The organism is Anaerovibrio sp. (assembly GCF_045637405.1).
Taxonomy (GTDB): domain Bacteria; phylum Bacillota; class Negativicutes; order Selenomonadales; family Selenomonadaceae; genus Anaerovibrio.
The window spans coordinates 1-25,544 of the sequence record NZ_JAZTZI010000073.1 but is presented as its reverse complement, the minus strand read 5'-3'; the positions used below and the strand labels follow the sequence as shown (position 1 = coordinate 25,544).

The 25,544-nt window shown below is 44.4% G+C and carries 28 protein-coding genes; all 28 read left to right on the top strand.

The window, feature by feature from the left end; translation table 11 throughout:
• Positions 1 to 609, top strand: a 609-nt coding sequence (locus ACKI5G_RS05470) for a flagellar hook-length control protein FliK (protein ID WP_407398374.1), incomplete at its 5' end; no start/stop codon positions are given.
• Positions 610 to 632: 23 nt separating this feature from the next.
• On the top strand, positions 633 to 1,133 hold the full coding sequence (locus ACKI5G_RS05465; protein WP_407398372.1) for a flagellar hook capping FlgD N-terminal domain-containing protein: 501 nt from the start codon (positions 633 to 635) through the stop codon (positions 1,131 to 1,133).
• Positions 1,134 to 1,151: 18 nt separating this feature from the next.
• Positions 1,152 to 1,544 (top strand): TIGR02530 family flagellar biosynthesis protein, encoded by a 393-nt coding sequence (locus ACKI5G_RS05460; protein ID WP_407398370.1) that lies wholly within the window; start codon positions 1,152 to 1,154, stop codon positions 1,542 to 1,544.
• A gap of 92 nt (positions 1,545 to 1,636) precedes the next feature.
• On the top strand, positions 1,637 to 3,193 hold the full coding sequence (locus tag ACKI5G_RS05455) for a flagellar hook protein FlgE (RefSeq protein WP_407398368.1): 1,557 nt from the start codon (positions 1,637 to 1,639) through the stop codon (positions 3,191 to 3,193).
• Positions 3,194 to 3,302: 109 nt separating this feature from the next.
• A complete protein-coding gene (locus ACKI5G_RS05450; RefSeq protein ID WP_027397512.1) occupies positions 3,303 to 3,500 on the top strand; it encodes a flagellar FlbD family protein in 198 nt (65 codons plus the stop codon).
• A 107-nt stretch (positions 3,501 to 3,607) separates the two neighbouring features.
• Positions 3,608 to 4,126 carry a flagellar basal body-associated protein FliL gene (fliL, locus tag ACKI5G_RS05445; protein ID WP_027397513.1) on the top strand — a complete coding sequence of 173 codons (519 nt, stop codon included), beginning with the start codon at positions 3,608 to 3,610 and terminating at the stop codon, positions 4,124 to 4,126.
• 45 nt (positions 4,127 to 4,171) lie between these two features.
• On the top strand, positions 4,172 to 5,179 hold the full coding sequence (gene fliM / locus ACKI5G_RS05440) for a flagellar motor switch protein FliM (RefSeq protein WP_407398366.1): 1,008 nt from the start codon (positions 4,172 to 4,174) through the stop codon (positions 5,177 to 5,179).
• The gene (fliY, locus tag ACKI5G_RS05435) at positions 5,160 to 6,437 is read left to right on the top strand and encodes a flagellar motor switch phosphatase FliY (RefSeq protein ID WP_407398364.1); all 1,278 of its coding nucleotides are present in this window, start codon (positions 5,160 to 5,162) and stop codon (positions 6,435 to 6,437) included. Before fliM ends, fliY begins: the two co-directional genes overlap by 20 nt.
• A gap of 126 nt (positions 6,438 to 6,563) precedes the next feature.
• The gene (locus tag ACKI5G_RS05430; RefSeq protein WP_027397516.1) at positions 6,564 to 6,926 is read left to right on the top strand and encodes a response regulator; all 363 of its coding nucleotides are present in this window, start codon (positions 6,564 to 6,566) and stop codon (positions 6,924 to 6,926) included.
• Positions 6,926 to 7,483, top strand: a complete 558-nt coding sequence (gene fliO / locus ACKI5G_RS05425) for a flagellar biosynthetic protein FliO (protein ID WP_407398361.1) — start codon at positions 6,926 to 6,928, stop codon at positions 7,481 to 7,483. Before ACKI5G_RS05430 ends, fliO begins: the two co-directional genes overlap by 1 nt.
• Positions 7,484 to 7,504: 21 nt before the next feature.
• Entirely contained in the window at positions 7,505 to 8,254 is a 750-nt protein-coding gene (gene fliP / locus ACKI5G_RS05420) for a flagellar type III secretion system pore protein FliP (protein ID WP_407398378.1), read from the top strand.
• Between the two features lie 11 nt (positions 8,255 to 8,265).
• Positions 8,266 to 8,535, top strand: coding sequence for a flagellar biosynthesis protein FliQ (gene fliQ, locus ACKI5G_RS05415; RefSeq protein WP_039205764.1), 270 nt, complete (start codon positions 8,266 to 8,268; stop codon positions 8,533 to 8,535).
• 19 nt (positions 8,536 to 8,554) lie between these two features.
• Positions 8,555 to 9,337: a flagellar biosynthetic protein FliR gene (gene fliR / locus ACKI5G_RS05410; RefSeq protein ID WP_407398359.1), complete on the top strand. Its 783-nt coding sequence runs from the start codon at positions 8,555 to 8,557 to the stop codon at positions 9,335 to 9,337.
• Complete coding sequence (flhB, locus tag ACKI5G_RS05405) at positions 9,300 to 10,436, top strand: flagellar biosynthesis protein FlhB (protein ID WP_407398376.1); 1,137 nt, start codon at positions 9,300 to 9,302, stop codon at positions 10,434 to 10,436. Before fliR ends, flhB begins: the two co-directional genes overlap by 38 nt.
• Positions 10,437 to 10,463: 27 nt before the next feature.
• Positions 10,464 to 12,539, top strand: coding sequence for a flagellar biosynthesis protein FlhA (flhA, locus tag ACKI5G_RS05400; RefSeq protein ID WP_407398357.1), 2,076 nt, complete (start codon positions 10,464 to 10,466; stop codon positions 12,537 to 12,539).
• A 1-nt stretch (position 12,540) separates the two neighbouring features.
• Positions 12,541 to 14,211, top strand: coding sequence for a flagellar biosynthesis protein FlhF (gene flhF, locus ACKI5G_RS05395; protein ID WP_407398355.1), 1,671 nt, complete (start codon positions 12,541 to 12,543; stop codon positions 14,209 to 14,211).
• A gap of 5 nt (positions 14,212 to 14,216) precedes the next feature.
• Positions 14,217 to 15,134 (top strand): MinD/ParA family protein, encoded by a 918-nt coding sequence (locus tag ACKI5G_RS05390; RefSeq protein WP_407398353.1) that lies wholly within the window; start codon positions 14,217 to 14,219, stop codon positions 15,132 to 15,134.
• 37 nt (positions 15,135 to 15,171) lie between these two features.
• A complete protein-coding gene (locus ACKI5G_RS05385) occupies positions 15,172 to 15,852 on the top strand; it encodes a flagellar brake protein (protein WP_407398351.1) in 681 nt (226 codons plus the stop codon).
• Between the two features lie 13 nt (positions 15,853 to 15,865).
• Positions 15,866 to 17,110, top strand: coding sequence for a chemotaxis response regulator protein-glutamate methylesterase (locus ACKI5G_RS05380; protein ID WP_407398349.1), 1,245 nt, complete (start codon positions 15,866 to 15,868; stop codon positions 17,108 to 17,110).
• 20 nt (positions 17,111 to 17,130) lie between these two features.
• Positions 17,131 to 19,206 (top strand): chemotaxis protein CheW, encoded by a 2,076-nt coding sequence (locus ACKI5G_RS05375; protein ID WP_407398347.1) that lies wholly within the window; start codon positions 17,131 to 17,133, stop codon positions 19,204 to 19,206.
• An 18-nt stretch (positions 19,207 to 19,224) separates the two neighbouring features.
• The gene (locus tag ACKI5G_RS05370; protein ID WP_039207671.1) at positions 19,225 to 19,692 is read left to right on the top strand and encodes a chemotaxis protein CheW; all 468 of its coding nucleotides are present in this window, start codon (positions 19,225 to 19,227) and stop codon (positions 19,690 to 19,692) included.
• A 20-nt stretch (positions 19,693 to 19,712) separates the two neighbouring features.
• Positions 19,713 to 20,330, top strand: a complete 618-nt coding sequence (locus ACKI5G_RS05365) for a chemotaxis protein CheC (protein ID WP_027397529.1) — start codon at positions 19,713 to 19,715, stop codon at positions 20,328 to 20,330.
• 1 nt (position 20,331) lies between these two features.
• On the top strand, positions 20,332 to 20,817 hold the full coding sequence (locus tag ACKI5G_RS05360; RefSeq protein ID WP_027397530.1) for a chemotaxis protein CheD: 486 nt from the start codon (positions 20,332 to 20,334) through the stop codon (positions 20,815 to 20,817).
• A gap of 12 nt (positions 20,818 to 20,829) precedes the next feature.
• Positions 20,830 to 21,225 (top strand): hypothetical protein, encoded by a 396-nt coding sequence (locus ACKI5G_RS05355; RefSeq protein ID WP_407398345.1) that lies wholly within the window; start codon positions 20,830 to 20,832, stop codon positions 21,223 to 21,225.
• 38 nt (positions 21,226 to 21,263) lie between these two features.
• Positions 21,264 to 22,019 carry a sigma-70 family RNA polymerase sigma factor gene (locus ACKI5G_RS05350; protein ID WP_407398343.1) on the top strand — a complete coding sequence of 252 codons (756 nt, stop codon included), beginning with the start codon at positions 21,264 to 21,266 and terminating at the stop codon, positions 22,017 to 22,019.
• An 81-nt stretch (positions 22,020 to 22,100) separates the two neighbouring features.
• Positions 22,101 to 23,780 (top strand): DUF342 domain-containing protein, encoded by a 1,680-nt coding sequence (locus ACKI5G_RS05345; RefSeq protein ID WP_407398341.1) that lies wholly within the window; start codon positions 22,101 to 22,103, stop codon positions 23,778 to 23,780.
• A gap of 21 nt (positions 23,781 to 23,801) precedes the next feature.
• Complete coding sequence (locus ACKI5G_RS05340; RefSeq protein WP_407398339.1) at positions 23,802 to 24,143, top strand: hypothetical protein; 342 nt, start codon at positions 23,802 to 23,804, stop codon at positions 24,141 to 24,143.
• Positions 24,144 to 24,155: 12 nt separating this feature from the next.
• The gene (locus ACKI5G_RS05335; protein WP_407398338.1) at positions 24,156 to 25,145 is read left to right on the top strand and encodes a hypothetical protein; all 990 of its coding nucleotides are present in this window, start codon (positions 24,156 to 24,158) and stop codon (positions 25,143 to 25,145) included.
• The last annotated feature ends 399 nt before the right edge of the window (positions 25,146 to 25,544 follow it).

Genomic DNA, 25,544 nt, shown 5'->3' with positions numbered 1-25,544 from the left:
GCAGAAAGTGAAGACACTACCTTCACTAACCGTATGGATGCAGCTCAAGCTGCAAATGTTTCCAATGTTCAGACCCAGACCGCTGATAACACAGCTCAGCTTCCGGGTCAGCAGAACGTGAGCCAGACCAGAGCGGATTATCAGATCAATCAGCAGATTGTGGAGCAGGCCAGACTTCTCCGTAATGCTGAAAACACCGAAATGGTAATCAAGCTGAATCCAAGACATCTTGGTGATTTGACTCTAAAGGTTGCTGTAAACAGCAATGGCGGCGTAACTGCCACCTTCCACACCGACAACGCCCAAGTTAGGGCAATGCTTGAAACCTCAATGATTCAGCTACAGAAGGAGCTGAACGAGCAGGGTATCAAGGTTGACAGTGTAGAGGTACAGACCGGCCTTTCCGATGGACAGCTCCCAGAGGGACAGAGCCAAGGGTATTATCAACAGCAGCAGGAACAGCAGAATGTCAGAAGCCAGCAGATTGATCTGAAGGATTTTGAGGATGATGTGGAGAATCTTGCAGCAGAACCGGTAAATAAGGCCACCGAGGTTATTCGCGACAGTGAAGGCAACAAGATTTCCGATGGCGTTGATTACGCAGTATAAAATTTCAGAAAGGAGAGATATATATGGCAAATTCATTAAATACCATTACCGTGGATGGCAAGACCTATGATCTGGAAACCTACAAGACCACCCAGGGAGTGAAGGCCTCCGAGGTTGGTAAGAAGAACGAGCTGGACAAGGATGCATTCCTTTCCCTGCTGGTAACCCAGATGCAGTATCAGGATCCCCTTTCTCCAATGGACAATACCGAATATTTGGCACAGCTGGCCCAGTATTCTTCCTTGGAGCAGATGACCAACGTAGCATCCAAGCTGGGTGATGTTTATACTCTTGTGGAAAACATCGACTCCTCCGTATTGGTGGGACAGCTTAGCAGCATGATTGGCAAGGAAATTCAGTGGACCTCAAGTGATGGTAAAACCTTCTACGAAGGCACTGTATCCGGTGTAAGCGTTACTGACGGCCAGACCTCTGTTATTGCAACAATGAAGGCACCTGATGGTACCGATTTGTCCACTAAGGTGGAGATTGCAAATATCACCCGTGTCGGCAAGGGCGTATAATAGTTTAGGAGGCAGAATATGAGTGACCCACGAATTTATTTTCCGTCACAACCCATTTTGCCCGTGGAAAATTCCAGTCTTAACAGTCGCCGAACTACTGCTGCTCAAGCAGTAAACAAGGGAGCATCTTTTGCAAGTTTGTTAAAGGAAAGCTCTAACAAGGTGATGTTTTCAAATCACGCAATTCAGCGGTTGCAGGACCGTAATCTGAATTTCAGTGAGGAAGACCTTGCAAAGTTGGATGACACCGTGGCCAGGATGGCTGAAAAGGGCGCTAAGGAATCCGTTATCTATATGAACGATACCGCTTTAGTCGTCAGTGTCGCCAACAGGACTGTAATTACCGCCATGGATGGATCAAGTGCAAAGGAAAACATTTTTACGAATATTGACAGTGCGGCCATATTATAAGCTTGGACCTAAATGGAGAGCTTAAAGGACGGAATGACAGATGTCCTTTATTACACAGCCGCATCAGACAAAGAAAAGGAGATTGATTCATTATGATGCGTTCACTTTTTTCCGGCGTTTCCGGTCTTAAAAATCATCAGACCCGTATGGATGTTATTGGTAACAATATTTCCAACGTAAACACCACTGGTTTTAAATCCTCCCGTGTAAACTTTGAGGATTCCCTTAGCCAGACCCTTACCGCTGCTTCTGCTGCCAGTGATACCACTGGTGGTACCAACCCAAAGCAGATTGGTCTTGGCTCCAAGATTTCTGCAATTGATGTAAACTTTAAGGATGGTTCTGTACAGAGCACAGGTATTAACACTGACCTGTGCCTTTCCGGTAATGCGCTCTTTGTAGTAAAGCAGGGCAACCAGACCTTCTATACCCGTAATGGTGCCTTTAGCTTCGATGCTGAAGGTAATCTGGTAAATGCAGAGGGCCTTTATGTTCAGGGCTATATGAACGCTTCTGAAACTGAGCATAATTCCATTAATACCAATGGTGCCACTTCCTCCATTCAGATTCGTGCTGGTAAGACCATGCCATCTTCGGAAACGAAGAAAGTTAATTATGTTAATAATCTAAATGCTACGGCACCAACAATTACTGGAATTACGGCTACTGATTCTAATGGTAATCCTGTTACTGTAGATTTAACTAAGCCAGTTGTTGTAAATGGTACCGATATAATGGCAGCAGTGCTTACAATGTCTGATGGCACGACTCAGACTGTTACATCTGGTACATACAATTTTGGCAACAGCATTCCATTATCAACTACTATTAAGGTATATGATTCTTTAGGAACAGCTCATATTGTTCCAGTAACGTTAGAGAAAAGTGGTAAAAACGAGTGGACAGCAAATAGCGCTGTTCCGACTGTTACAAAAGTTACTTATATGGATGGTACTGATGAAAAAGAGGTAACAAGTTACCCTGTGGATGTTAGTACTTTAAATTCTCCTAAAGTTTACTTTTCAAATGGTAAATCTTACGATGTTGCGAAGGGCACCTTTAATAAAGATGATGCGTTGATCAAGGAAGACGACGGAACATTTACAAATGTAGTTCTTAATGCATCTGATCCGATAGTGTTCAAAGAAACAGGTGCATTTAAATCTGGTTCTGCTTCGTTGACTGTGGCCCCAAGTAATGGAGCCTCATCAAATACTATAGCAGTTTCATTCAATAATTTGACTCAGTATGCTAACTCCAGCACCGTAAATGCTGAGGCTGATGGCTATGCTTCTGGTACTCTTGATACTGTAACCATTGATGAGTCTGGTACCGTTGTTGGTACCTACACCAATGGCGTACTCCGTAAGGAGGCTCAGATTGCAGTTGCTCAGTTCACTAATGCTCCAGGTCTTACCAAGAAGGGCAATTCCCTCTATGTTGAGTCAAATAACTCCGGTACTCCAAATATTGGTACTGCAGCTGGCTTTGGTGCCACCATTACTGCATCTGCACTGGAAATGTCCAATGTAGACGTGGCTGAAGAATTCAGTAACATGATTATCACCCAGCGTGGTTTCCAGTCCAACTCCAAGATTATTACCGTATCCGACGAGATGCTGGAGAATCTCATCAACATGAAGAGATAATAAATAGGTCTTAGTAATTAGGACTTTAAAAGGGTTTTTCAAATATTTATTGGCAGGTGCTTCCTGCACCTGCCAATAAGTATTACAATGTTCTAAGGGGGAGCTTATTATGATTAAGCTTACAAAATTTAATTCCGAGAAAAAACAAAAGGCAGAATTTGTATTAAATGCAGAAATAATTGAAACAATAGAGGAAACACCAGATACTGTTATTACCCTCACCAACGGTAAGAAGATTATCGTGGAAGAGTCAATGGAAGATGTTGTTCGTCAGGTGGTAAAGTATAAGAGGGCCTGGTTCAAATAAATAGTTGTATTTTGCTATAGAATTGGTAAAATATTAATATTGAATATATTTTGATGAGAAAGGATTCTCGTCAATGGTATAGATAAAAAATGAAGGAGTGACATAGAATGGCTGATGAAGAAAAGATCGAGGAACCGGCTCCTGAAGCAGGTGGCAAAAGTAAGAAATTTCCTATCATTATTGTAGTAGTTCTTATTCTTTTTGGCTTGATACTGGCCGGCGGTATTTCCTTTTTCATTACCACTCAGGTGATGTCCAATGGATCTAACGTAGCAGGCGGTGAAGTAAAGAATCACGACCCTGGCGTTTTTGTTAAGCTCGGCGATCCCAAGGAAGGCATGATTGTCAATGTAGGTGGCATCAAGGCCAGCCGCTTCCTGAAGGTAGGCGTGGTTATGGAGCTGAATCCTGAGAAGGAAGAGGTCGTAAAAGAGGGCAAGCTTGTCCCTATGGCTGAAACCAAGATTATGGACTCCACCCTGCAGATTCTTCGTACTGTAAAAATCGAAGAGCTTGATGCCAACAAGCAGGACGATTTAAAGGCCAAGATTAAGAGTGAGGTAAACAAGGCTCTCGGTGAGGGCAGTGTTTATGATGTTTACATCACCAGCTTTATGCTTCAGTAAAAATGTTACATTATATATATCTTGAGAAGGAAAGGGGGATGAAGCTTGGCAGATGATGTACTCTCACAATCTGAAATAGATAAACTACTGGCCCAGTTCGCTTCTGGTGAAGCTGACGCTGAGGAGATGAAGAAGGAAGAAAACCAGAAAAAGGTTAAAACTTACGACTTCAAGCGTCCAGATAAGTTCTCTAAAGATCAGATCAGAACATTAAATATGCTGCATGACAACTTTGCACGCCTATTTAATACGTACCTGTCCACCTACTTGCGTGCGCTGGTATCTGTAGAGGTTGTGTCAGTTGAGCAGTTGACATATCAGGAATTTGTCCAATCGCTTTCAAACCCTAGTGTTATTGGAATTTTGGCAGTACCGCCTCTTAAGGGTAATATTATTTTGGAGATGAACTCTGGTATTGCTTTTTCAATTATAGACCGTGTATTTGGTGGTCAAGGCGATAATACCATTAAGCCCCGGGTGCTCACTGAGATAGAGGAGGCCGTTATCAGAAGGATTTTTGACAAGGCTTTGGGACATCTCAGAGAAGCGTGGTTCAATGTTGTTCAGTTTAATCCTAAGATGGAGGCAATGGAGTCAAACCCTCAGTTTGCTCAGATTGTACCACCTAGTGACATGGTTGTTATCATTACGCTGAAGACACAGATCGGTTCAGTGGAAGGCTTCCTAAATATTTGTATTCCATACCTTGTGCTGGAGCCTATCATGTCCAAGCTGACAACGACCTTCTGGGTATCCGCCAATGTCAGCAAGGAGGATCATCCTGAAAATACTGATATTATTAGGGAGAAGCTTAGGAAGACCAAGGTTCCTGTGATAGTTCAGATGGGACAATTCGATATTTCAGTTCGTGAATTCCTGTCATTAAGCTATGGTGATGTTTTACAGCTGGATACCAGAGTTGATGACGAGCTGAAATGTATTATAGGAAATGACACAAAATTCTTGTGTCGGCCGGGTACATCCGGCAAACGATCTGCAGTGCAGATTACGAAATTGATTAAGACGGAAGGAGATGAAGGCACTAATGGGTGATATGCTTACACAGGAGGAGATTGATGCGCTTATGAATGGCGGCGGTGGATCTTCTGAAAGCAGTGATCCAGAGCCTACTGAGGCGGCACCGGCTCCTTCCGATGCTGGAGCAGATGTTGAAGGCATGCTTTCAGATATAGAGAAAGATGCTTTAGGAGAGATTGGTAATATATCCATGGGTAGTGCGGCCACAACCTTGTCCGTACTTCTCGGCCATAAGGTTAACATTACCACTCCTACAGTTTCCATGGCTACCATGCAGCTCATCAAGGATGAGTACCCAATGCCTTATCTGGTAGTTGAGGTAGGATATGTAATTGGTATAAATGGTAACAACATTCTGGCCATTCAGGCTCAGGATGCTTCCATCATTGCCGATTTGATGATGGGCGGTGATGGACTTAACCCACCTGGAGAACTCACTGAGATTCACATGAGTGCAGTGGGCGAATCCATGAACCAGATGATGGGTACAGTTGCTACCTCATTGTCTACCATGTTCAATAAGAAAATTGATATTTCGCCACCAAAGGTTAATCTGGTTGACTTCGGTATGGAGCCAAACAGTGAAGTGAGCGAACTCCTTAGTCAGAGTGAGCCAGTGGCAAAGATTTCCTTCAGAATGGAAGTTGATGGTCTCATTGATAGTGAGATTATGCAGATTCTTCCAGTTGAAGTGGCTAAGGAAATGGTAGAGTTCCTCATGAATGGCGGAGCTCAGCCGGAGGAAGAGCCAGAACCGGAGCCGGCTCCAGCACCAGCAGCACCTGCCCCTGCGGCAGCACCTGCTCCTGCACCAACACCAGCTCCAGCTGCGGCACCACCTCCGCCACCACCGCAGGCGGCCCCAATGGCACCGCCACCACCTCAGATGATGGCTGCACCACAACCAATGTACGCTCCACCAGCGCAGTACGCAAATTCTGCTGTGGTTGGCGCCGGAGTTCCAGTACAAAGTGCACAGTTTGCTCCATTGACCAACGAACCTACCGTGGCCAATACAGCAAATATAAGTCTTATTCAGGATGTTCCATTGCAGGTTACTGTTGAATTGGGACGTGCCAAGAAGTCTATTAAGGAAATTTTGGAATTCTCCACTGGTTCGATTATCGAGCTGGATAAGTTGGCCGGTGAGCCAGTTGACATTCATGTAAATGGTCAGCTCACAGCCAAGGGCGAAGTTGTTGTAATTGACGAGAACTTTGGCGTTCGTATTACGGAAATTGTAAGTCCTATGGAAAGAGTACAGAGCTTGTAATTTCATAGATGTGTTACAAAGCAGTAATACTTGTTAAATCTCGTTGATTAAGATATAATAAAACATATTAAGGTAAGTATAATTTCAATTCAAAATATGAGAATATTTAATGAGGAGAGATGACAAATGGCAGTAAGAGTATTAGTAGTTGATGATGCAGCATTCATGAGAATGATGGTAAAAGATATTTTATCCAAGAATGGATATGAGGTAGTTGGCGAGGCAGAGAATGGTGCCAAGGCTCTTGAGAAGTACCAGGAGCTGAAACCAGACCTTACCACTATGGATATTACCATGCCAGAGATGGACGGCATCAGCGCAGTTAAGGAAATCAGAAAGATTGACCCTAACGCAAAGATCGTTATGTGCTCCGCTATGGGCCAGCAGGCAATGGTTATTGAGGCTATTCAGGCCGGTGCCCGTGACTTTATCGTAAAGCCTTTCCAGGCTGACCGTGTTCTTGAAGCTGTTCGTAAAGCAGTTGGCTGATGATTGACTGGAGACGTTTCTGCTCCATGGCATCTGTCCTATGTATTTTTATATTGGTGTTATCAATGCTGTCGCCAGATTGTCTGGCGGCAGCTGATTCAGCAGGTGGCGGTGGTTATCTGTCTGGATATGAGAATGCCGATCCAAAACCTTCTCAAATGTCATGGTGGTCGACATTGGCATACGTTATCAGCCTTGTGGTTGTGTTTGCCTTTGTGGTTGTCATGGCATATTTTGCGTCTAAATTTTTAGGCGGCAGGTTTGGACAGAGTGTCAACAATAATGGCGGCAGGATGTTGGAGCATTTACCCCTGGGGCCACATAAATCAGTATGTGTTGTTGAGTTGGCAGGAAAAACTTTAATGCTGGGCGTTACGGACCAGCAGGTTACCCTGTTGGGTGAAGTGACTGATCCTGAAGAAATCGAACGGCTAAGGAGACAGTCAGTTGTTCAACCGATTGAAACAGGAATGTTTGCCAGCCAGCTGTCATCCTTGGATGAGCTGACCAAGAGGGTTCCATCGTTTATCCGTGATGGTTTGAATCGCAGAAGATAGGGGTTGTGAGGCTTGACAAAGCTGCAGCGGCTACTCTTAGTAGGAGGAAGCCTGCTTTTCTTTTTTTTATATGTAGGAGATGCCAGTGCGGCACCTCTTATTCCTAATGTGAATATTGATGTTGGATCTTCGGATAATCCTCAGGATGTTGCAGTGACTCTGCAGCTCATGGCGGTATTGACCATTTTGTCCATCGCACCTTCAATTCTGATAATGACTACAGCCTTTATCAGGATTGTTGTTGTCCTTGGATTTTTGCGTAACGCCATGTCCACACAGACAACACCGCCAAACATGGTAATTATAGGATTATCCTTATTTCTTACATTCTATATAATGGCACCTTACTGGAATCAGGGCTATGAAAATGGCCTTCAGCCCTATCTTGCAGGGCAGATAACCCAGGAGGAGGCCCTCGATAATGTGGTGGAACCCATCAGGGAGTTTATGTTCAAGCAGACCAGAGAAGCTGATTTGGCCATGTTCGTAAATCTGGCTGATGCTCCTCGTCCAAACGGGCCAGAGGAAGTATCCACCTTTACATTAATTCCGGCCTTTATGATAAGTGAGCTAAAGACGGCATTTCAGCTGGGCTTTATGATTTATATTCCATTTATCGTAATAGATATGATTGTAGCCAGTACCCTTATGTCAATGGGTATGATGATGCTGCCACCGGTAATGATTTCTTTGCCGTTTAAGATATTGCTGTTCGTTCTGGTGGATGGATGGCACTTGCTGATAAAGTCCTTGATAATAAGTTTTCATTAGGGGATGATTGAGTGTCAGGAGATCTTGTAATACAGATGGCTCAGGAGGCTTTAAGGGTGGTACTTTTGGTATCTGCCCCAATGCTGGGTCTTGGTCTGGCTGTTGGTCTTATGGTCAGCGTATTCCAGGCGACCACCTCCATTCAGGAGCAGACATTGGCATTTATTCCAAAGATTGTGGCAGTATTCGTGGCCATATTAATTTTTGGCCCTTGGATGCTCAGAATAATGGTGGAATATTTCACAAATGTTTTTGTAAATCTACCAACTTATATAGGTTAGATTCAATGAGGTAAAATAGGTGGATTTTTTTGATTTGTTGCAAAATCATGCCGCTGTTTTCCTGTTAATGATGACTCGGATTAGCGGTATGTTCCTGATTGCGCCATTTTATGGCAGCCAGAATATACCAATATACTTTAGAGCCGGGGCTTGTTTCGCCATATCACTGGTTATGTTTCCGGTGATAGACCAAAACCACCCTATAGAGGCTCCCATGTCGCTGTTTGCCTATTCATTGTCAGTGCTTTCAGAGTTGTTTGTCGGCTGGCTTATAGGCTTTGTATGCTATGTGTGTCTTCAATGTGTTACCATGGCTGGTAAAATAATGGACATGCAGGTGGGTTTTGCGGTAGTAAATGAAATGGATCCTACATCCGGTCAGCAAAATCCTCTGATTGGTACTTTTCTCTACTATCTTACGATGATAGTTTTTCTGGTTACTAACGGCCATCACATGTTATTGACGGCCATGATCAGGAGCTTTGATGCTATACCGATGGTAGGCATACATTATGATGCTGCCATTACAGATTTAATAATAGATTTTACCGCTAATATATTTTTAACCGGTGTTCAGATAGCAATGCCAATTACCTTTGCCATACTTCTTACTAATGTATCCCTTGGTATTTTGGCCCGTACAATGCCACAGATGAATATCTTTGTGGTTGGTATACCGATGCAGATTGTCATAGGTACCTTCACATTGGCTATCGTTATTCCATTTTATATACTGTTCTTGGATGTGTTGTTCAATGAGATGTATGGAAACATCACCATCGCCTTACGGGCAATACAATAAAAAATACAGACCACCTCTTTTCCAGTTTGATCTGCAGCTGTTCGCCGGTGAAAAAACCGAGGAACCGACTGCCAAGCGTAAGGCTGATGCCCGCAAAAAAGGTCAGGTTGGTAAGAGTCAGGAAATAAATGCTGCCTTCGTTTTGTTGGCTGGCTTTATGGTACTCAAAGTTCTTGGTGGCAATGCTGTTGCCGAGATAATGAATTATTCAACCTATATTTATGGAAACTTAAATGTTGATATAAATGAGGAATCCATCATGCAGATGTTTATCGGCATGATAATCCTTCTGGCCAAGACGTCCATTCCGTTGATGGTGTTTATTATGATTATCGGTTTGGCTATGAATTTGGCGCAGGTAGGTCTTAATTTTTCCACAGAAACCATCAGCTTTGACCCAAATAAGCTCAATCCTATCAATGGTGCCAAGCGAATGTTTTCCAAGCGTTCCCTGGTGGAGCTGATAAAGTCATTGCTGAAGATACTGATAATAGGTTACTTTGTTATCACATATCTTTCTGATGAAATTTTTCAGATACCGAAGCTTATTTATATGGATATTTTTGCCGGACTAAATAAGATGTCGGATACCATATTTTTTCTGGCATTTAAGATTATAGGTGTGTTCATTGTCATGGCTGTAATGGATTTTGCCTATCAGAAATGGCAGAACCTGCAGGATTTGAAAATGTCCAAGCAGGAGGTAAAGGAAGAATTCAAGCAACAGGAAGGTGACCCTAAGATTAAGGGCAAGATTCGTCAGAAACAGCGTCAGATGGCTATGGCCCGTATGATGCAGGAGGTTCCTCAGGCTGACGTAATCGTAACAAACCCTACTCACTTTGCTGTTGCCTTAAAATATCAGTCGGGGATGTCTGCCCCTATTGTTATAGCCAAGGGGCAGGATTTGGTTGCCCAGAAAATCAAGGCCATTGCCAGAGAAAGCAAGATCCCAATTGTGGAAAACAAGCCTTTGGCAAGAGCCCTCTTTGCCGCCGTGGAAATCGGTGCCGCTATTCCTCAGGAGCTGTACAAGGCTGTGGCTGAGGTGCTGGCGTATGTATACAGGCTGAAGAGAAAGAACAGATACTACGCGTAAGTTTTATTGATACATTAGGAGAACAAAATGGCTGCTCCCGAAACGGCTGCCCAGGAAAAGGGCAGTTTTATAACTAAATACAGTGACGTAATGGTAGCAGTAGGCATTGTTACCATCGTCGTAATGATGATTATTCCGCTGCCAACCATGCTGTTGGATCTGCTGTTATGTATGAACATAACTTTGGCCCTGATAGTAGTTATGGCGGCTATATATAATGTTGAGGCACTGGACTTATCCGTGTTTCCATCGCTGCTTTTGATAACCACCTTGTTCCGATTGGCACTGAACGTATCCTCCACCAGACTTATATTGCTGGAAGGCTACGCCGGTGAGGTAATCATGTCTTTCGGTAACTTCGTAGTGGGTGGTAATGCAGTAGTAGGTTTTATTATATTTATAATTCTGATTATTATTCAGTTTATCGTTATTACCAAGGGTGCTGAGCGAGTTGCCGAGGTATCTGCACGATTCACCTTGGACGCAATGCCTGGTAAGCAGATGTCCATCGATGCTGACCTTAATCAGGGTGCTATTACTGATGCCGAGGCCAGTGAGCGCAGAATGAAGATTCAGCGCGAGGCTGACTTCTACGGAGCCATGGATGGTGCCAGTAAGTTCGTAAAAGGTGATGCTATTGCGGCTATCATCATTATTTTGATTAATATAACCGGTGGCTTTATCATCGGTATGGTTCAGAGAAATCTTACTGTTGAGCAAGCTCTTACCAACTATACTTTGCTTACTGTAGGTGAGGGTCTGGTAAACCAGATTCCAGCCCTGTTGATTTCTACTGCAACTGGTATTATAGTTACCCGTGCTGCATCTGACAGCAATCTGGGTCATGATCTTGTTACCCAGCTGGGGCGTCATGACCGCGTATTCTTCATTGTTGCCGGTGTGCTTTTGGCACTGGCACTGGTTCCAGGTCTTCCAGGACTGCCATTCAGTATTTTGGCTTCAGTCTGTGCCTTTATTGGTTATCAGAAGACCAGAGGTCAAAAAGAGGTGGAGGAAACTGCCACTGTTCAGAAAAAGGAAAAGAGCAAAACCGAGGCTACCAAGCCGGAAAATATCGTTTCTCTCCTGCAGGTTGATCCTATGGAGCTGGAAATTGGTTACAGCTTGATTCCCCTGGTTGATACCGGCCAGGGCGGTGACCTTCTGGACCGCATTGTTATGATTAGGCGTCAATGCGCATTGGAACTGGGTCTGGTGGTTCCAACAATTCGTATCCGTGATAATATTCAGATAAAACCTAACGCATATATTATAAAGCTAAAAGGAATTGAGATAGCGAAGGGCGAATTATTACTAGACCACTTCTTAGCGATGAATTCAGGTACTGTGTTTGAGGAAATTCAGGGAATCGAAACACAGGAGCCTGCTTTTGGCTTGCCGGCACTCTGGATTCCGGAAGCGTCCCGTGAGCAGGCTGAGTTGAATGGCTATACTGTAGTAGATGCTGTATCTGTTCTGGCAACTCATCTGACTGAGGTTATCAAGGCCCATGCCGATGAAATCCTCGGCCGTCAGGAGACCCAGAACCTTATTGATAATGCACGCAAGACCAACTCTACCCTTGTGGATGAGATTGTGCCTGATCTGATGAGTGTGGGTGAGATTCAGAAGGTATTGGCAAATCTCCTGCGGGAGCGTGTGTCTATCAGAGATATGGCTACCATTCTGGAGGTATTGGCGGATTATGCCCGTGCCACCAAGGATACTGAGATTTTAACTGAGTATGTAAGACACGCATTGTCTCGACAAATCACTCAGCAATATACCCAGAATAATCAGCTTACATGTATCACATTGGATCCTACTATTGAGAATCGTATTGCCGGTGCCGTTCAGCGTACCGACCGAGGCTCCTATGTAAGTCTTGATCCAGATACTATGCAGAAGATTCTCACGGCATTGGGTGCAGAACTGCAGAAGCTGACGGACATGGGGTATCAGCCAATTGCCCTTACAAGCCCGACTGTGCGCCTGTATTTCAGAAAATTGGTTGAAAGGTCCGTTCCTGGGATTATCGTTCTGTCTCATGCTGAGATAGAGCAAACTGTAGAGATACAGATTATTGGGGTGGTGAAGATCTAAATTGAGGATAAAAACATTTAAGGCACCTACGCTGAAGGAGGCCATGGCCAATGTTAAGGCTGAGCTCGGCATAGATGCAGTTATTTTACATACAACGCGTTCCAAAAAAGGTGGGCTTCTTGGGTTTGGCAGCAAGGAAGTTGTTGAGGTTATTGCTGCTGTGGAGGATGAGCCACAGCAAAAGCCAATAAAAAGGGCATCTGCAAAAAGTTCTGCTCCTTCTCAAAGGCCAGCAGCTGTAGTTCCGCCTCGTATGTCGACGGCTGCTGCAGCACCGGTACCAGCTTCAGCTCCAGCACCAGCACCGGCTCCAGCTATGGGAAATCCGATTTCGGCTCCAACCATGGGGAATCCGGCTTTCTCCCATGCTATGGGAGCAAGTGCTGCAGAGCCTATGGTACCGCCTATTATTCCTAGAAAAACCGCAGTTTCCCAGTATCAGACTGCAGGCACCCAGTTTAGTGTTGATAACGCACAGCTTAGGGCTGACCAGTATGATGCGGGAAATACTGCTTCTGCAGTTGGGGGGCGCAATACCCAGGGGCCACAGGGCCAGTCAACATTTGAGGATATTTTGTCTTCTCTTGACCGTATCAAAGCAGCTGACAACGATAGTGTTCAGCCCCCTTTAGGCGTATCACGTGCCGATGAAAATCTTATTACCGTAGGTCGTATCATTAAACCTATGGAAAAAAAGGAAGAGCCGGAGCCAGTAAAGGCTGAGGAACCTTCTGCAGCTGATTTGGCCGCTATGGCAGAGGCTGCTGCCAAGGAAGAAGCCTTCGTCAAGGCAGCAAAGCAGGTCGAGGATGACCAGGAAACAATCCAGTCTTTGCAGAATGAACTTGATGAAATGAAAGAAATGCTGGCCCGTATGGGGAAGGCAGCTTCTGATGAGGAACAGGAGATTACTCTCCAGCAGGCCCTTCGTTCATGTGATATTGATGAAAAAATTATTCAGGATATGATTCGTCGCCTTTCCGGGGCTGAAATTCTTGAGGACAAGGATTCTGAAAAAGCACATCGTTCTTTGGAGAAATTCCTAAAAAAGACAGTAAGGGTAGCTTCGGGCATTACCCTTTATTCTGATAAACCTAAAATTGTGGCCCTTATAGGTCCAACTGGTGTTGGCAAGACTACAACTCTTGCCAAGATTGCCGCTAAATTCGTATTGGAAAAGGGCGTAAGTGCAGCTCTGATTACTGCTGATACCTACCGTATCTCAGCAGTGGAGCAACTTAAGACGTATTCTGACATTTTAGGGTTGCCGATTGAGATTGTTTATTCTCCTGAGGCATTGCAGCAGGCGATTGAAAAGCACTCTGACAAGCAGCTTATTCTTATTGATACTGCTGGAAGAAGCCAGTACAATGAGTTCCAGATGAAGGAGCTCATGGGACTTTTAAAGGCAAACAAGGAAATAGAAAAGCATCTTGTACTTAGCTCTACTACCAAGCACAGGGATGCCGAGGAGATTCTTAAAAGATTTATGCCTTGTGAGCCTGAAAGGGTAATTTTTACCAAGACTGACGAAACCAGCTCTTTAGGACTTATTATGAATCTTCTATACAAGAAAAAAATTGCTTTGTCCTATGTTACCAATGGGCAGAGTGTTCCTGATGATATTACTCCGGCCAGCTATCAGAAGCTGGTAGAAATGCTGCTGAGGTAAGTATTATGAATGATCAGGCAGCAAATCTTCGTCGCCTCGTGGAGGATAAGAATGTTTATCCAGAGCCGCCAATCCTCATGGAGACAGAAGAAAAAGAAAAAACAACAAAAATAAAGGCGGAATCCAAAGGCCCACGTACTATTGCCATTACCAGTGGCAAGGGGGGCGTTGGAAAAACAAATCTAACAGTTAATCTGGCTATTGCTCTTGGTAACATGGGCAAGCGGGTAATTATAATCGATGCCGATATGGGCATGGCCAATGTGGATATTTTACTGGGTACTTCATCCAGGGTGAATCTTATGAATTTACTTGATCCCGATGTAGCCCTGGAGGATGTTCTTCTTAGGGGTCCTTATGGCGTGAGCTATATTTCCGGAGGCTCCGGTATGGAGCACGCCGCAGAGATGACCGCAAACGAACGGGATGTACTCTTTAATAAGCTGGGTGCCTGCGAGGATTGGGCAGATATTATATTGGTAGATACTGGTGCCGGTATTGGCAAAAACGTGATTGATTTTATCGTTTCTGCTGATGAGGTACTGTTGGTTACCACCCCGGAGCCTACAGCATTAACTGATGCTTATGCCGTTATGAAGGGCTATAGCAGAACTACTGAAAATCCAAATCTAAAGCTTGTCGTAAATCGAGTTATTGATGAGCCCGAAATACGGGAAGTGGTTGGCACTCTATCAAGAACTGCAGAAAAATTTTTGAAGCTACCAGTAGAGTGCATTGGATATATATATGACGATCAGATGATGGTGAAGTCGGTAAGGTCCCAGGTACCTATAATGTCAGGTCATCCTGAGGCAATATCGGCCAGATGTATAGCATCTATTGCCAGTGGTCTCGTCAATGGGCGCCAAGAAAAGATTAAACTAGGTTGGCGCGGATTCCTGAGAAGACTGTTTAGGAAGTGATGTCTTCTTAAACGTGATGAGTTGGAAAGGAAAAACAATGAAGAGAGCAGAAATTGTCAAAGCTGATAAGGTGCTGAAATTTGGACAGAGAGCACAGGTATCTCTTATGGATGATACCCGCTTTTATAACAGCAGAATTGAGGACATGAAAGACAATTACATGGTTCTGGCAATGCCAGTAGATGATAAACACCGTCCTCTAATACCAGAAGTAGGTACTAGTGTTATCTGCAAGGTTTTGGATGAGCGTTGTTTCTACATTTTCCGCGCTGTGTTTATGGATAAGGGAATAGAAAATGTTCCCGTTTGGTATATCACCAGGCCAGTGGAAGTTGAAAAGGCCCAGCATCGTGAATTTGTCCGCGTAAAAGCCACTTTACCGGTGGTTGTGCGTCCTGTAAACCAAGAAGGAGCCCTTGAGGAAATGGTGCTTACTTCTTCTGTGGACCTAAGCGGCGGGGGTATCTGCGTTGTATTAAAGCGCCCGTTACCGTTGGATAGTAAGGTAGCAATAGAATTGGATGATATTCCAAATATTGGTCTTTTACAGCTGATGTGCCGTGTGGCCCGTTGTGCTGAAATTGATGTTAACGGCGAAAAAGTTTATCATATAGGTACGGAATTTCTATCAATTGATAGAAATGTTCAAAACCGGCTTATAAAATACATCTTCGATTTACAACGGAGAGGCTTGGCCAAGGGGATTGATAATCTTTAAGGGGGGTGTCGGTATGATTCGCGTATTAATAGCTGATGATTCATCCTTTATGAGAAAGGTTCTGTCAGACTTATTTACGTCGGCTCCTGATTTTGAGGTAATTGGAACTGCTCCGGATGGCAGTGAGGCGGTAAAGCTTGTTTCAAGATTAAAGCCGGATTTGGTCACAATGGATGTAAATATGCCCATTATGAATGGCTTGCAGGCCTTGGAAGTAATAATGGAATCGTGCCCAACGCCTGTGGTTATGCTAAGTAGTCTGACTAAGCAGGATGCTGATGAAACTATCAGAGCACTTCAGCTTGGAGCAGTGGATTTTATCACCAAAGCAGGTGGCTCAGTATCGCGAATAGACACCATTAAAGATGAAATTCTGGAAAAAAGTCGCAGTGCGGCAACTGCTAAAGTAAAAAAATTTATAAATAATGAGAATATTCTAGGAAAAAAGCAGGAAGCAGCAAATTTAAAGCGAATAAATATACTTGAAAGAAAAGGTGCAACTACACCTAATAGGGGAATAACCCCAACATCAATCGTTGCCAGTCGCTTGAAGCCTACGGCTCACGTGACGGCAACCTCAAGAACAGCCTCCATATTACAACAACGCAGCTCAATTACAGAGAAGCTTGCGAAAAGGGAGAACCCATATCTGAAAATGCGTAGTGCAAACAGCAGTGGGTCCTCTGGAGGAAACAAACTCATAGCTTTGGGGACTTCCACAGGTGGTCCAAAAGCTTTGCAGTATGTGGTTCCCAAGCTGCCGGCTGATATGCCGTGTGGCATGGTAATAGTGCAACATATGCCCGCAGGCTTCACCAGATCATTGGCGGAGCGTTTGGATTACATGTCTCAGGTCAAGGTTAAGGAAGCTGAAGACATGGAACCAATTTTACCGGGTTGTGTTTACATAGCTCCAGGTGATTATCACATGGAGATAACTGGTAACGGTTCACAAAGAGTAATCTCACTGAATCAGAAACCACCTTTGGCGGCCCATCGCCCGGCAGTAGACATTATGTTTGACTCTGTTGCCCAATATGGCGATGACGTGGTGTCCGTCATATTAACCGGCATGGGGTGTGATGGCACCGCTGGAATGAAAAAAATTAAAAAGGCTGGAGGATACATTATCGCTGAGTCTCAGGAGACTTGCGTAGTGTATGGGATGCCAAAGGCCGTTGTGGACGCTGGAATTTCTGACGAGGTCCTGCCCGTTCAGAACATAGCCGAAGCAATTATGAATGCAGTTAGAAAATAAGCTAATCAGGGGGAATAGAAATGGAAACAAATCAGTACATGGAAATGTTTTTGGACGAGTCGCGGGAACATTTGCAGTCTCTGAATGACGGCCTGCTGAGTCTGGAAAATGATCCGGAGGATTTGTCCGTCTTAAATGAAATCTTCCGTAATGCCCATACTTTAAAGGGTATGTCCGCAACTATGGGGTACACAAAGACAGCAGAATTGACCCATGATATGGAAAATTTGCTCGATATGCTCCGTAAGGAACAACTGAAGGTTAGCCCTGAAATTATAGATGTAATTTTCAAGTGCTTGGATACCTTACAGGAAATGGTTGAGAATATCAGCAATGGTGAGTCTGAGGATCTGGTAGATGTATCCGATCTTGTTCGTCAGGTAAATGCAATTGCCAAGGGCGAATCCGCAGATGCAGCGGCTCCAGCTGAGGCAGCACCTGCTGCTGCACCAGAGGCAGCTGGCGCATCCGGTGGTATTCAGATCAGCGATACCGAAAAGACCGTTATTGTTGAAGCAAAGAATAGTGGTCTGGTTCCTTATCATGTTCACGTGGAGATTTCTGAGAATTGTATCTTGAAGTCAGCCCGTTCCTACATGGTAATGAACGCACTGGATGAAATCAGTGATGTAATCAAGTCTGTTCCACCTGCAGAGGATTTGGAACAGGAGAAATTTGAACACAGCTTTGATGTGATCATCGTCAGCGATGCTGATGCCAAGACTATAGAGAATGCAGTTTCTGCTATTTCTGAGATTACAGTTGCAAATGTAACAGAGTTTGATCCTGAAAAAGCAGCAGCTCCTGCAGCTCCTGCGGCAGCTCCAGCGGCAGCACCTGCTCCGGCAGCTCCTGCAGCTCCTGCGGCAGCTCCAGCGGCAGCGCATGCTCCAGCCAAGAAAGCTGATGTCAAGCCAGCCGCCAAGGATGCCAAGAAGGCTCATGTGGGTGGTCAGTCAGTTCGTGTAGATATTGAAAAGCTGGATACACTCATGAATCTGGTAGGAGAGCTTGTTACCAACAAGGTTCGCCTTGAGCAGATTGGCATGACCCATAGACTGACAGACCTTACAGAGACTTTGGAGCAGATGGATAGAGTTACCACTGACCTCCAGTCCGTAGTAATGAAGGTCCGCATGGTGCCAGTTAGTCAGGTATTTAACAGATTCCCTCGTATGGTCCGTGACCTTACCAAGGAACTGAACAAGGAAATCAACCTTACTATCGAGGGTGAGGATACTGAGCTGGACCGTACAGTTATCGATGAAATCGGCGATCCATTGATGCATTTACTTCGTAATTCCCTTGACCATGGCGTTGAGCATCCTGATGAGCGTGAAGCAAAGGGTAAGCCTCGTACTGGTGAGGTTGGACTCATTGCCCGCCATGAAGGTAACAATGTTGTAATCATGGTTACTGATGATGGTTCCGGTATCAATGCTGATAAGATTCGTAACAAGGCCGTTGAAAAGGGTATGATTACCCGTGAGGAGGCTGACGCATTACCAGATGCTGATGCAGTTCGTCTTATCTTCCTGCCAGGCTTCTCCACTGCGGAGGTTATTACTGACGTATCTGGTCGCGGCGTAGGCATGGACGTTGTTCGCAGCAAGATTGAGTCCTTGGGCGGTAATGTAGACGTTGAAACCAAGATTGATGAAGGTTCTGTATTCAAGATTAAGTTGCCTCTGACTCTGGCTATTATCCAGGCTATGCTGGTTAAGGTTCAGAATGAGATGTATGCAATTCCTCTTGGATCTATTGACAGTACCATTAATATTACTCCTGATGATATTAAGACCGTACAGAACAAGGAAGTTATTGTTCTCCGCGGTGAGATTATTCCAATCGCCCGTCTTGGTGAAGTCCTTAGCGTACCTAAGGGTGAGGATAACAACGAGGAAGACATCTTTGTGGTTGTTGTTCATGTTGGTGATCACAAGATGGGTATCGTTGTTGACAATCTCATTGGTCAGCAGGAAATCGTTATTAAGACACTTGGCAAGCTCCTGTCCGGTCTGAAGATGCTGGCTGGTGCTACTGTTCTGGGTGATGGTCATGTTGCTATGATCCTGGACGTAAGTTCATTGATGTAATCATAGGAGGGGTGAAAAATGGCTAACATAGAAGGACAGGTAGTATCTGACGGTGAGGTTCAGGTAGTTGCTTTTAAACTTAGAAATGAAGAATATGGATTTAGTATTTTAAATGTTCAGGAAATTAAAGGCCTGACAGATATTACCAGAGTTCCATTTGCTCCGGAGTTTATCAAGGGAGTAATAAATCTTCGTGGTAGCGTATTACCAGTAATCGACTTAAAGCGTCGTCTCGGTTTGGAGGATACTCCATATACCGCAAATACCCGTATCGTAATTGTCCAGCTGGATGAGGTTTCTGTAGGCATGCTGGTTGATGCGGTTACTGAGGTTAGAACTATCAATGCTGATGACATTGATTCTACCAGAGCAGTAACTGGTACAGATGCAAATTCAAGATTTATCTCTGGTATTGGCAAGGTTGATGGAAGACTGATAATTCAGCTTAACATTAGCGAAATCATTGGTCTTACTGGCGAAGAATAATTTCTGGATGGGGTGAAGATATGTCAGATGATGTTGCAAGCTTATCTGCTAACCAGATGGATGCGCTACGTGAGATTGGTAATGTTGGTGCTGGAAACTCAGCTACGGCTTTATCCCAGATTATAAACAGACGCATCGATATGAACGTACCAAGGGTATCAATAGTTCCCCTTGGTGATGTTCCTGACCTGGTAGGTGGACCTGATGTTATGGTTGTAGGAGTCTTCCTCAGAGTATACGGTAAGGCTCCTAGTAATATTCTGTTTCTGTTGCCAAGGGATAGTGCGTTCTATCTCGTTGACATGCTCATGGGCAAGAAGCGCGGCGACACGCAGAAGCTGGACTTTATGGATGAGTCAGCACTTATGGAGATAGGTAATATCCTCTCCGGTGCATACTTGAACGCTTTGTTCAATTTTACTAATATATCCCTGTTGCCAACTATCCCGGCTTTGGCAATGGATATGGCAGGCGCTATTTTAAGCGTAGTATTGATTCAGCTTGGTCAGATGGGTGACCATGCTTTAGTTATTGAGACTGAGTTCAATACCGATGATGAAGGTATCAAGGGACACTTCTTCCTGGTACCTGATCCTGGTTCATTGGAAACTATACTGTCTGCAGTGGGAGTTGAATGATATGCCAGAATTAGTTAAGGTTGGAATGGCCGATGCAAAAGTCGGTACAGCTCCATCAACATTAATTAGTTATGGACTTGGTTCATGTATTGGCATCTCACTATATGATCCGCAGACTAAGGTCGGCGGACTCCTTCATATAATGTTGCCAGACAGTACCCAGTCCAGGGCTAATGAAAACAGGGCAAAATTTGCGGATACTGGTATACCAGATATGCTGAATGAAGTGCTGAAGTTGGGTGCTTCCAGAAGCAGATTGGTTGCCAAAATTGCTGGTGGTGCCCAGATGTTTGCTTTTGCCAACGCTACAGATATTATGCGTGTAGGGCAAAGAAATGCTCAAGCTGCCAAGGACGTTCTTGCCGGCTTAGGTATTCCTATTATCGGTGAAGATACGGGTGGCAGCTATGGTCGTACAGTATCCATCGATTTATCAAATGGTGTTTACAAGGTGAAGACCATTGATAAGGGCGAGAAAGAAATTTAGACGGTGATTGATGTGTTTAAGCTAGGTGCAGCTTCAGTTTGTGGGGCTATAGCAGCTTTGACTGCTATAGTCGCAGGACTGTTATCAGATGCCCGGTTTCAGATTATTCTTGGCCGGGCATTTTGTAGCTTTATAGTGTCAGGGCTGGTTGTCTATATTGCTATCTTCTTGTTTGACCGTTTGGGGTATGCCTCAATAATTCGTGAGTTTGAGGAAAACTGGAAGAATGGTGAAGATGAAGAAGAATCAGCAGTAGGTGACAAACAGGAACCAAAAGAGAATTCAGAGAATTCAGAGGAAGCAGGGGAAGAAGCTCCTCAGGAGGAGTCTGATATGGCTGAAGATGGAGGATTTACTCCGCTTCAGGCTGATGAGTTGCGTCATGTGGCAACTGATCAGGAGGAATAAGTATTTTTATGCGGATTTAATAATGGTGGTGAGAGAAGTTGCAGAGCACAGAGTTAAGTCCTGAGGAAGTTAAAGAACTTTGGATTGAATACAGTCGTGACAAGGACAACATAGATATCAGGAATCAACTGGTAGAGCATTATCTCCCACTGGTTAATATCATAGCAGGCAGATTGGCCATCAGTCTGCCAAGTCATGTGGATACCGATGACCTGAAGGTCAGCGGGTATTTTGGTTTAATGGACGCTGTGTCCCGATATGACTATAATCGGGGCAATAAATTCGAGACCTATGCAGGTATCAGAATAAGTGGAGCCATGAAGGATGACCTTCGTGCCCGGGATTGGATATCTGTTTCCCTGCGTCAGAAAATAAAAAAATATGAAAGTACGATAATTACTCTGGAGGGAGAGTTGGGACGCACTCCGACAGATGAAGAACTGGCAGAAGCTCTTGAAGTGACTATGGACCAGCTTCATGCACTGGAACAACAGGTAAGTGCCTCTACAATCATCCCATTGGGAGAATATATAAAATTTGAAACAGCAACTTCTGCTGTGAATGATCCTACTAAAAGCCTTGAAACAGTGGAAATGAAAGAAACACTGGCCAAGGCAATAGATCAGTTATCTGAAAAGGAACGGCTGGTAATAGCACTTTATTATCATGAAGAGTTAACCATGAAAGAAATCAGCCACGTATTGCATTTATCTGAGGCCCGTATCTGTCAGCTGCATACAAAGGCTGTGTTCAAGCTAAGGGGCTTTTTGGCAAACGAGGCGTTAGATCTTTAAGATAAATCAGTTTGCAAATGCAAGGACGCATTTGCTGGTTGTTCCTCTGGAGAGGGTGGGATAACCAAAGGAGGGCTGTTTATGGATAATACAAGTTCGGTTTCTACTGTTGGTAGTCGTGATTCTGGTTATTTGTTTGAATTCCGCAATGATGGTGTATATTTGACAGTATATGAATCTTCAGAACCGGGTATTCAATTCGAATTATCGGATATGCGTCAGATATTGAGGGAATTCAGCGTTGATGACTATAATCTGGAGCTTTTGGCCAGATTGGTTCGTGAGGCTAATGGTATTCCCACAAAGGTATCTGACAAGTTTGTAGTTCCTGAAAATTATAAAGAGGGTGGACGTAAGGGCAATACTGATGTCCAGCTAACAACGGAGGAAATAAAGGAAAACAGGGAATACGGCCATGTTTTTGTGGATGTTTCCAAAGATAAGCTGGAGGTAACAGTTCGCTTCGATATCAAGGAGAATCAGGCAGTTCCTACTGTTGATATGATAAAGGAAGCTCTGGCAATCAAAAATATTGTCTTTGGGATTGATGAGGAAGCTGTTAAGGAAGCAGCTGAAACAGGACGTATTACCAAGGTTGCATTTGGTATTCCACCAGAGCATGGCCTTGATGCTCAGATAAGTAAGAAATTTGACATGAGCATAACGGGTAGGCCAGTGGCCGATGAATATGATCGTGTGGACTACAAGAACCTTAATATTTTCCTTTTGGCGAAGAAGGGACAGGTTCTGGCTGAGAGAATTCCTCATACCCAGGGCAAGCCGGGCACTAATGTTCATGGTGCCACGATTCGTCAGAAGCCAGGTAAGCCAAAGCCTGTTCCGGCAGGTAAAAATACCATTATTAAGGACGAAAATTTCGTTGTTTCTGAAATCGATGGTCAGATCGTTGATAACGGAAACAAGATAAGCGTTGACCCACATTTGGACGTTAAGGGAGATGTGGGAATGGCCACCGGCAACATAGATTTTGTTGGTGGTGTTACTGTGAATGGCAGTGTTCAGCTGGGATTCCAGCTGAAGGCCACTGGTGATATCGAAATAAAAGGCATGATCAGCGGCGGCGATGTTATTGGTCGAAATATCATTGTAAAGGGCGGTGTGCAGGGCATGAGCCGTGGCACTGTTCGGGCAGAAAATGATTTTCAGGCTACGTTTGCGGAAAATGCTGATATTGAGGCTGGGGGCAATGTTATAATTACGGATGTTGCCATGCACTCCACCATAAGAGCAGGTCATACTCTTATTGTTGAAGGCAAAAAGGGGCTTATTAATGGTGGAAACTTGGCGGCCGGTGAAGAAATCAGAGCCACCAATGTTGGTAATGCATCTAATGTAGTTACCCGACTTACTGTTGGTGTAAATCCAATGCTTCAAAAGCAGTACCAGACTGTGTTAAAGGAATATAATGAGGCAAAGAAACGCCTTGATCAGGTTACCAAGATGATTAACACCCTTGGAAAGCTGGATATAAGTCAGCTGCCACCGGATAAGGCAGAGCGTTTTAATGCCTTGATTCGTTCACAGTTCCCATTGGCCGGTACTGTAGAACGCAATGAGCGCCTCCTCAAAGAGCTGGATACGGAGCTTCAGAAGATGAAGCGTGGTAAGATCAGGGTAAAGGATACCATGTATCCAGGGGCCAGATTAAGCATAAACTCTATTATGAAGAATGTTCAGGTGGAGGAGAAATGCTGTACCCAGTATGTGGAAGATGATTTCATAAAAATAGGTGCATATTGATAGGTGAAAGGGGCTGTTTTTATGGATTTTAGCCCAATGAATATCAGAATGACTGTGCCACAGTCCGCAGATGTTGGTCAGATTCAGCATAACATGAATCAACATGGAGCTGTGGTACATGATTATCAGGCCGTAAAGGACCAGCAGGAGCAGGAGCATCTGCAGCAGCAGGTCCGCAGTAAGGAAGAAGCTGAAGGTCAGAAAATTAAAGATAATCCTGACGAGGAGCGGGGCAAAGGTGGCTTTCGAGGAAAGAAGCGCAAGGCCGCTCCAATGGATAATGAAGAAGAAATTCATGAAGCTGAGCCTGAGAAAATGGCAGTTGACCAATATAGAGGTCACAATATAGATATTAGTTTTTAATGGGAGAGTTAGATGACCACTGAGATTTTAGGCTTTATAATTATTGTCGGGGCGATTATTGTATTATTGGCTCGCCGACAGCTCCAGAAGGTGGAGGAGGATCCTGAGGTGATGGAAGCCTCTGCAGGGAGACTTCGCTATGAGCTGGAGCAGTCAGCGGATGAGATTATTAATCGCATGTCAGGCCATATAGACCATTTGGAGGGCCTGCTCCGGGAAGCTGATTATAAGGCGGAGATGTTGCAACAGCGTATTGACGAGTTGCAGAAGCTGCAGCAAAATCCGGTGGCTCATTCTGTCCAATCCCAGCAGATTCAGGAACCGTCAGTAGCTGAGTCACAACCGATGGCTGTGAGCCCATCAACAGCTGAACCTTTGATATCTGAGGAGATTGCAGCCCAGCAGGAGGGAGAAAATGATTTTTCCCAGCTATTGGAGTCTAATCTACAGAACCCAAATCTGGTAGTTCCTGAAAATGTGGAATACACGGAAAACTTACCGCAAAGCTCCGTAATACCTGAGGATAATATAGAAGAAGCTCAGGAGCTTTATGGCAATTATTCTGCTGAAGCTGATAGCCAGTCAGAAGCTGAAGCAGACAGCGGTATTTCCGAGGAAGCAAAGCTGGCCTTGGAAGCCTTTCGTGAGGTATCTAAGAATCTTGAAGCAGCCCAAAATGATATGGGACTGAATATAGATATAAGCTCTGAGCCGGAGCCCATGCTGGAAATGGGGACTGACTATGGGGCAGCCTCAGAATATGAATCAATTCCGGAAGCTGACTATACGACGGCACCGGAATATGTATCTGAGCCCGTTGGACCTATGATGGAGCAGCCAGTGGAACCAATGGTTGAGGATCCGGAAATCGATGATAAGGATGATGCTACAGAAATAGCCAGAAAACTCTTAGTGGCCGGTTACACCCCAGAGGATGTGGCACGCTTTACAGGCTTGGGCATGAATGCAATTGCCCTGTTAAAGCAAATCCACAAAATCTAAGTGTGAAATTATGTGAAAATCTTGTTGACATAAAGTCTGGGGTTTCATATAATACTTTTTGTGTGAAGTTGTTATATATAGCTTCAATCATAAGTGAAATACGAAGTTATTTTGTCAACAATACAACTTGCGCAGGGTTTTGTCACTAATGCGATGAAAGCATAGGTGAGATACGAAGTTGTTTCGTTGACTGTAAACTTGCGCAGGATTTTTGTTACTAATGCGATGAAAGCATAGGTGAAATACGAAGTTGTTTCGTTGACTGTAAAATTGCGCAGGATTTTTGTCACAGTACGAGGCACGATGACGAGCCTGACTGAGACGTATAGAAGCATACGTCGTCCGAAGGCGAGGAAGAGTAACAAAGTAATGTGACAAAAAGACAAGCAAATGGGGGCG